We start from the raw sequence: 5,061 nt of genomic DNA, 5'->3' as shown, positions 1-5,061 counted from the left end.
TGAACCGGGAAGGCCGTGAGCCGGGCCAGCGTCCGCAGCGCAAGGGCGCTGCCGAGGGCAACGCCCTGTACCGCCTGGCAGTGGGACGCCGCAACCGCGTGCAGCCAGGGTCCATTGTCGGTGCCCTGGCCAACGAGGGTGGATTCAACTCCTCACAGATTGGTGGCATTGACATCCGCGCGGACCACACCCTGGTTGAGCTGCCGGCCGAACTGTCCAAGGACCAGTGGCGTGCCCTGTCCAAGACCCGCATCGGCGGCGAGCCGATCAACCTGGAACTGGATCGGGGCCCGCGTGGCCGTCGCGACCGCGATGACGACCGTCGTGGTGGTTTCCGTTCGGACCGCGGCAGCTTCAAGGACCGCAAGCGCAATGGTGGTTTCCGTGACGGCGGCCGCGACGAGCGTCGCGGTGGCGAGAAGCGCTTCGGCGGACGCAGCAAGGGCCGTTTCAATGACAGCGCCGCCCGTGGTGGTCGCCGCGAGTACTAATACCCACTGAGGCTCCAAGTAGGCCGGTTCCACACCTCTGTCGGGGGTGCGGAACCGGCCTTGGTGTTTAACCGAAGCGGCCGGATCCCAGCGAACCGCGCACCGGAGGGCTGTGTCCTGCAACGCGCGTGAACCGCCAGCCGCGGAAGGCGTGGATCCTGCCAGCTGCCCACTCCTGAAAGGCCTTCCACGGGTCTTTGCAGGGCTTTTGACGCGGTGCCGGAGCAACGGCTACGCGGATGATTGGCCGGGATGCTGCAGGGCATGCAGGGGCCCGGTGCGGCGACCTGGAAGCGGGGCAGTGCCGTCCGCGGCATCGGTGGGGCGAACACGGTTGGGAAATTGCGGGACTGCAGGTCCGTGGGGAAATGCAAAAGAGGATGGTTCGTGAATACGAACCATCCTCTTGACTGGAGCCCCCTGCCGGAATCGATCCGGCGACCTCGTTCTTACCAAGAACGCGCTCTACCACTGAGCTAAGGGGGCAACAGGTAAATACTTTACACATTCTGCGATGCATTTCAAAATTCGTCGCCCGAAGTGCGATGGATCACGATTCCCCTACTCATTGTCGGGATTTAGGGGCGCTTCCAGCGGCCCCTCGGTGATGGAAGCAGGGTCTGTGGTCGCGGCCGATTCAGGGCCGTAGATGATAAGGTGCGGGCCCGTCCCGGAGTAGAGCCCTTTCGCGACGCGAGCCGCGCTGGTGAGATCCGGTGGGACTGTTTACTTCCCAAAAGGGGCAGGGTGAATGCGCGGGGAGTTTCGCTAGGCAACGAGTGGGGGCTGCGGCGTTTCCACCGCCGACGTCAGCCGAGTCGTGAGTAGCGTCACTGTACTAGTTGTTGTGCCATCTGCACTTTCCGGCCTTGAATAGCTGCTTCCTAACCCATCTTTGACTTGGCCTTTTGTGGATGGATCCGGACTTGTCTGGGTGCCGGCGGTGAATTTTTATTTGCGGCCGAATCCGTGTAGAGTATTTACTCGTTGCCCCTTAGCTCAGTGGTAGAGCGCGTTCTTGGTAAGAACGAGGTCGCCGGATCGATTCCGGCAGGGGGCTCTGAGTGGGAAGTCTTCTTGGCTTCTACTGGATGACTTCTCACTTGTGGCGGTGTAGCTCAGCTGGTTAGAGCGCACGACTCATAATCGTGAGGTCGCGGGATCGAGTCCCGCCACCGCTACCCCAAGGAAAATGCCCCGGATTGCCGGGGCATTTTGCGTATCCGGGGCTTTTGGATCTACATCGGTGACGGGCCGCGCCAATATTCTTTGCCCGGCCCGTCATCAAGGTGTTCGCCGGTTAGCCCGCGGCGTCTCCAGCATCCGTGCGCAGATCCCGGGTGGTTCCCTGGATCAGGTCATTTTGCTGGGCGAGCTGCCACAGTTGCTCCCATAACCGCTGGTCTGCCGAGGGGTCGGGGGCGCCGGCCGCCGGACCGGCTGCCTCTCCGTGCACCTCGTCATAGAGGTGTTCCATGTGGCGGTCAAGGTGTTCGGCCGCGTTGGCGGCGGCGGTCAGGTTATCGAGCAGGCGCTCGGGAACCTCTCCCTCGTACTTGTAGAAGATCTTGTGTTCAAGGCTGGCCCAGAAATCCTGGGCAATGGTGCGGATCTGCACCTCAACGATGACCGGAACCGGCCCCTCGGAGAGGTAGACCGGCAGCTCGACAATCGCGTGCAGGCTCTTGTAGCCATTCGGCTTCGGGTTCTTGATGTAGTCCTTGATCGCCAAGACCCGCACATCGTGCTGCGAGGTGATCATATCCAGCACGTGATAGGTGTCCTTCAGGAAACTGCAGGTGATCCTGATGCCCGCAATATCGGTGATGTTGCGGCGAATCTCCTCCAGGGTCGGCGCGCAACCGCGGCGGACCACCTTCTCCAAGATCCCCTCAGCTTTTGACCCGGGACGTCACGTGCTCAATCGGGTTGTACTGGTGCAGGTGGATGAATTCCTCGCGCAGAATCGACACCTTGGTCAACATCTCATCGACGCCGAAACGGTACTCCATCATGAACCGGGGCAGCTTCTGGCGCAGCGACTGCGCGAAGTCCAGCATCAGGCCCGGGGTGGGGTTCAGACCGGACGGAACCTGGGAGGTTTCCGTCGTGGCGATATCTTTTCCTGGCTTAATCGGTAGTCACCTCACGAGTGAGAAGGGCGGGTCGCTGGTGTCACGGTATTCGTGGACCCGTAGGAAGCATACGTCCTGTCTGGCAGACTATAGTCCGCGTCTTGGAATCCTATTAGAAACTCGGCGGGATCCAATGTGCTTCCCCGGCCCCCAACCGGGCCGGGACCGTATGGTCTGGTTGCACTGATTCCGCTCAACTCGGTGGTTGTCCTCTGGCAGGATGCCGGGCGCATCGCCTACCGTGGAGTGGGTCCAAACGTGTGGAAGGAAGCAATGGCACTGGAACGCGACAGTCTCCGACTGTGCCACGGGATCAGCTTTTCCCGGCATGATCCGGCGCCCGTGCTGCGCCTACGCAAGGGCACCGAATGGATCAATGAACCGCTGGAGCTCGGCCGCACCATGGCCCTGGAAGTTGGCGTGCAACGCTGGTGCCTGGGCCACGTGCTGATGGACTCGGATGGAACCCGCCGGCACAATGTCTGTACCAAAGCAGGGTCATTGCCTCCGGGACCCAGTGCGCGACCTGCCGCAGGCTGGACCAGACCAAGTTCATGCACCATTTCACAAGACCGGACAGGCCCCCGAAGGTCTGCGCCGTTACCTGGAGCAACCGCACTTGCTCTACATCGCCTCCTTCGCGGACGGAACCACCAAGGTGGGCACCGCCTCGGAGCAAAGCAAATGGTCCCGGCTGGCCACCCAGGGAGCGGTCACTGCCCGCTATGTCGCCCACGCTCCGGACGGTGCCGCCGTGCGGGTTCTGGAGGACCTGGTCACCGAGCAATGCGGAATCCGCCAACAGGTGCGGCAGAAGGCCAAGATCCGTGGGCTGGAGAGCTGGGACCACAATCTGGCCAGTCTCGAGGAACTGAACCGTGCTGCGGCCCGGGCAGTTCACCGGATGCTGGAATCACAGCGCGGCCTTGACCGCTATGGGATCACGCTGCTCGATGAACTCTGGCGTCAGCCGACGTACGCCCAGCAGGTTCTAAACGCCTGGGATGCCCGCAGCATTCACCGCAAGGACCCGCCATCCCGGGTGGTGAGGGGATCTCACTGCGCATCCACGGGGTGCTGGGCCAAACCCTGATGATCGACACCGGGGAGCATACCGAACTGGTGCTGCTGGATCTGGCAGAGCTGAAACCCGCGCGCTGGTGCTGCGCCAGGCGCACTTCGTTGACCACGGGGGACAAGCCAGCCTGTTCTGAACCGGCAGAGGCTTGCTGCGTTCGTGGCCCGATACTCACACATCAATCCCGGCCCGCCAAGCTCTGAACTAGACTGGAAGTCATGACCAACACTCCCTGGGAATCGGCCTCAACGCGCTATAAGAAATTCGTGTTCTCCGCGTTGGCACTCATGGGCGGAGGTATCATCCTGGCCATTGTCGGCATCAACCTGCCCTCACGGCCCTGTTGTTCTTTGCCATCGGGATGATGGCCGTGGGTATGTGCCTGCACATCGGTTCACTGGTCGTCCGCTCACGCGATGTGCGGGCCTGGCGCATTGCCAACGGCCTGCAAAGCCCGAAGAAGAAAAAATAGTCCGCACCGTTCTGAAATCCGGACCCAAAATCTCCCACGCCAATCAAGGAGCTTTGATGAGCATCAACCCCGACCTGGTCGGACGCGTCTACCCGCCGGATGAGCCCTATCAGGTGGGCCGCGAAAAGATCCGTGAGTTCGCCGCGGCCACCAAGGCCAGCCACCGCGCCCACTACGACCTGCAGGCGGCCAAGGAACTGGGCCACCGGGACCTGGTGGCCCCGCCGACCTTCGCCATTATCATCGCGCAGCGGGCCGACGCGCGCCTGATCATCGACCCGGAATCCGGTATTGATTTCTCCCGTGTCGTGCACGCCGACCAGCGTTTCACCCACCACCGGCCGATCATTGCCGGGGATGAGCTGGTGGCCGAGCTGCACGTGGACCAGGTGCGCAGCATGGGGCCGGGGCGATGATCACCTCCCGTGCTGAGATCTCCACCGTGGACGGGCAGAAGGTGGCCACCACCGTTTCATCCTGCTGGTGCGGGGCGAGGAGTAGACCATGATTGATTTTGACACCCTGGAAAAGGGACAGCTGATCGGGGCAACGACGCTGCACGTGAACCGGGCCGACCTGGTGCGCTACGCCGGTGCCTCGGGCGACTTCAACCCGATTCACTGGAATGAGCGCTTCGCCACCGAGGTGGAGCTTCCCAACGTGATTGCCCACGGCATGTTCACCATGGGCGCGGCCGTGGACGTGGTCAGCGCCTGGGTGGGGGACCCAGTGCGGTCATTGACTACCAAACCCGCTTCACCAAGCCGGTCGTGGTGCAGGACCCGGCCGGCACGAACCCGGCCGAGTACCCCGGCACCGCCATCACGGTGGAGGGCAAGGTCGGGGCGTTGGACGCCGAGGCCCGCACCGCCCGCATCGACCTGA

At 62.7% G+C, this 5,061-nt stretch carries 6 protein-coding genes, 3 tRNA genes and 2 pseudogenes; 8 read left to right on the top strand and 3 right to left on the bottom strand.

Translation table 11 applies throughout. The features are described from left to right. Positions 1-491, top strand: a 491-nt coding sequence (locus JCM19049_RS07975; RefSeq protein ID WP_279402740.1) for a DbpA RNA binding domain-containing protein, incomplete at its 5' end; no start/stop codon positions are given. Between the two features lie 411 nt (positions 492-902). Here the strand turns inward: JCM19049_RS07975 and JCM19049_RS07970 are convergent. After that, positions 903-977 (bottom strand) — tRNA-Thr (locus tag JCM19049_RS07970). A 503-nt stretch (positions 978-1,480) separates the two neighbouring features. Here JCM19049_RS07970 and JCM19049_RS07965 point away from each other — a divergent pair. Together JCM19049_RS07965 and JCM19049_RS07960 are read left to right on the top strand one after the other, a co-directional pair. Then, a tRNA-Thr gene (locus JCM19049_RS07965) sits at positions 1,481-1,551 on the top strand. Between the two features lie 47 nt (positions 1,552-1,598). Beyond that, positions 1,599-1,672 (top strand) — tRNA-Met (locus JCM19049_RS07960). Positions 1,673-1,791: 119 nt separating this feature from the next. Here JCM19049_RS07960 and JCM19049_RS07955 read toward each other — a convergent pair. Continuing rightward, the gene (locus tag JCM19049_RS07955) at positions 1,792-2,367 is read right to left on the bottom strand and encodes a GTP pyrophosphokinase family protein (RefSeq protein WP_374700259.1); all 576 of its coding nucleotides are present in this window, start codon (positions 2,365-2,367) and stop codon (positions 1,792-1,794) included. Positions 2,368-2,383: 16 nt separating this feature from the next. After that, positions 2,384-2,551: a hypothetical protein gene (locus JCM19049_RS23300; RefSeq protein ID WP_374700258.1), complete on the bottom strand. Its 168-nt coding sequence runs from the start codon at positions 2,549-2,551 to the stop codon at positions 2,384-2,386. A gap of 535 nt (positions 2,552-3,086) precedes the next feature. Between JCM19049_RS23300 and JCM19049_RS07950 the strand changes: the two genes are divergently transcribed. The 5 genes and pseudogenes from JCM19049_RS07950 to JCM19049_RS07940 form a co-directional block, all read left to right on the top strand. Further along, entirely contained in the window at positions 3,087-3,719 is a 633-nt protein-coding gene (locus tag JCM19049_RS07950) for a DUF2797 domain-containing protein (RefSeq protein ID WP_306420743.1), read from the top strand. After that, positions 3,719-3,907 (top strand): hypothetical protein, encoded by a 189-nt coding sequence (locus JCM19049_RS19455; protein ID WP_279402738.1) that lies wholly within the window; start codon positions 3,719-3,721, stop codon positions 3,905-3,907. Before JCM19049_RS07950 ends, JCM19049_RS19455 begins: the two co-directional genes overlap by 1 nt. 140 nt (positions 3,908-4,047) lie before the next feature. After that, positions 4,048-4,176, top strand: coding sequence for a hypothetical protein (locus tag JCM19049_RS19450; RefSeq protein ID WP_279402737.1), 129 nt, complete (start codon positions 4,048-4,050; stop codon positions 4,174-4,176). A gap of 56 nt (positions 4,177-4,232) precedes the next feature. Then, positions 4,233-4,677: pseudogene (locus JCM19049_RS07945) on the top strand (MaoC family dehydratase N-terminal domain-containing protein). A gap of 3 nt (positions 4,678-4,680) precedes the next feature. Then, positions 4,681-5,061: pseudogene (locus JCM19049_RS07940) on the top strand (MaoC/PaaZ C-terminal domain-containing protein); the annotation flags it as partial.

The sequence above is a fragment of the Arthrobacter sp. JCM 19049 genome, from assembly GCF_001310435.1.
Note: the sequence above shows the minus strand (reverse complement) of the source record. Positions and strands in the feature narration are given on the sequence as shown.

Excerpts from the sequence above, each read along its gene's own strand:
- JCM19049_RS23300 (WP_374700258.1), bottom strand. The coding sequence starts at position 2,551 with ATGCTGGACTTCGCGCAGTCGCTGCGCCAGAAGCTGCCCCGGTTCATG.
- JCM19049_RS07950 (WP_306420743.1), top strand. The coding sequence starts at position 3,087 with ATGGAACCCGCCGGCACAATGTCTGTACCAAAGCAGGGTCATTGCCTC.
- JCM19049_RS19455 (WP_279402738.1), top strand. The coding sequence starts at position 3,719 with ATGATCGACACCGGGGAGCATACCGAACTGGTGCTGCTGGATCTGGCA.